Source organism: Thalassotalea sp. G20_0 (genome assembly GCF_017744175.1).
Lineage (GTDB): Bacteria > Pseudomonadota > Gammaproteobacteria > Pseudomonadales > Endozoicomonadaceae > Endozoicomonas.
The window spans coordinates 1-1,433 of the sequence record NZ_JAGHQV010000197.1 but is presented as its reverse complement, the minus strand read 5'-3'; the positions used below and the strand labels follow the sequence as shown (position 1 = coordinate 1,433).

Here is a 1,433-nt window from a genome sequence, read left to right as displayed (position 1 = left end):
AAATGAAAAAGAAAATCTTTATTGACCTGTATATTTGTTATTTTGTTAGCATTTTCAGTCAAGTTGGCGCCATCTAACTGTTGAGGGACATAACCAACCAGTCCAAGTGTGCCTGCCACTGATATGTACAGGTCATTGGAAGATATTGTGTAGCGCGAAATGCTTGGATAAATATCCTCTGGGACGAAGCGTATATCGTTTAGATCAACCCCCCCATTATCCATATCACTAACTCGGATATACGGATAAGGAGTAGGTTCTTCAAGTAGACTTCTACCCTTGGGGAGTCTTTTGCCACCCTTTACATCTGCAACCTTACCAACTTCTGTTACATCCCAGCTATTTGGAATAAGGCCAACAAGACTCTCCTTGTATCCATCTAAAATCATCGCGTCACCTCCACATCAGGTGAGGCCGCCACTAAGCCCAGCTCATGCAGATACCCATCCAACTCCGCATCCACCACTGCCAACAGTCCACTGATAACTGCCAACTGCCCAAGCACCGCCGCAATATCCACCTGAACCTCCGCCTCGGAAGTATCGATATACCGCGCAATATTCAGGTTGTAATCATTACCAGCAATCTCCCCCATCGACACCAGACGACAATATTTCTCCTCCTCCACACCATTATGAAAAGCCGCACTGTGCGCCTCATGAATATGGTCAATATCCTGCACCCGCAAACTGTTCTGGTTCTTGCCCTCGGCAAACTCACCACTGGCATCAATAAAGATCACCTTGTCCTTCAGGTTGGCGGGCTTCTGCTTATTGATAAGCAACACACAGGCGGGAATGCCGGTGTTATAGAACAGCGCTTCCGGCAGACCAATCACCGCCTCAATACGGTCACCGGGCTGCTCGCTGGTGCCTTTGAGCAGGCCCTGGCGAATTTTCCCCTCTTCGCCGCCACGGAACAGCACGCCGTGGGGCAGTACCACTGCCATACGACCATCGTCTTTCAGGCTGGCCAGCATATGCTGAACAAAGGCCAGGTCGGCATAGCCACGGGGCGGAATGCCGTAACCGAAGCGTCCGTAGCGGTCGTAGACCTCTTTCTTGTAGTTGGGGGCTACTTCCTTCTCTTTGCCATCTTTGCCCACTTTGGTTTTCAGATTGACTTCCAGCGGCGTCCACCACTGTTTGGCGGAAAATGGCGGGTTGGCAATCACCCGGTCGAATACACGCACACTGTCCTGTTCCAGGTGCAGCGGCTCCACCAGGGTATTACCCCGGCGCAGGTCGGCGTTCATATTGTGCAGGTAGAGGTTCAGCTTGCCGATGGCCCAGGTGCCCAGGTTGCGCTCCTGACCATAGAGCGCCACGTTCGGGCGGCCCATGATCTGGCCGCCGGGCAGTTCGGCCACATGGTGGGCGCTCTCCACCAACATGCCGCCACTGCCAAAGGTAGGGTCGTACACCGTGTGGCCG

Annotated in this window: 2 protein-coding genes; both read right to left on the bottom strand. The window is 52.8% G+C overall.

The window, feature by feature from the left end; genetic code table 11:
• On the bottom strand, positions 1-389 hold a 389-nt coding region (locus J7438_RS25470; RefSeq protein ID WP_209278842.1), incomplete at its 3' end, for a restriction endonuclease subunit S.
• Positions 386-1,433 (bottom strand): N-6 DNA methylase (locus tag J7438_RS25465; protein WP_209278841.1); only part of this gene is annotated, 1,048 nt, incomplete at its 5' end. The genes J7438_RS25470 and J7438_RS25465, both read right to left, overlap by 4 nt.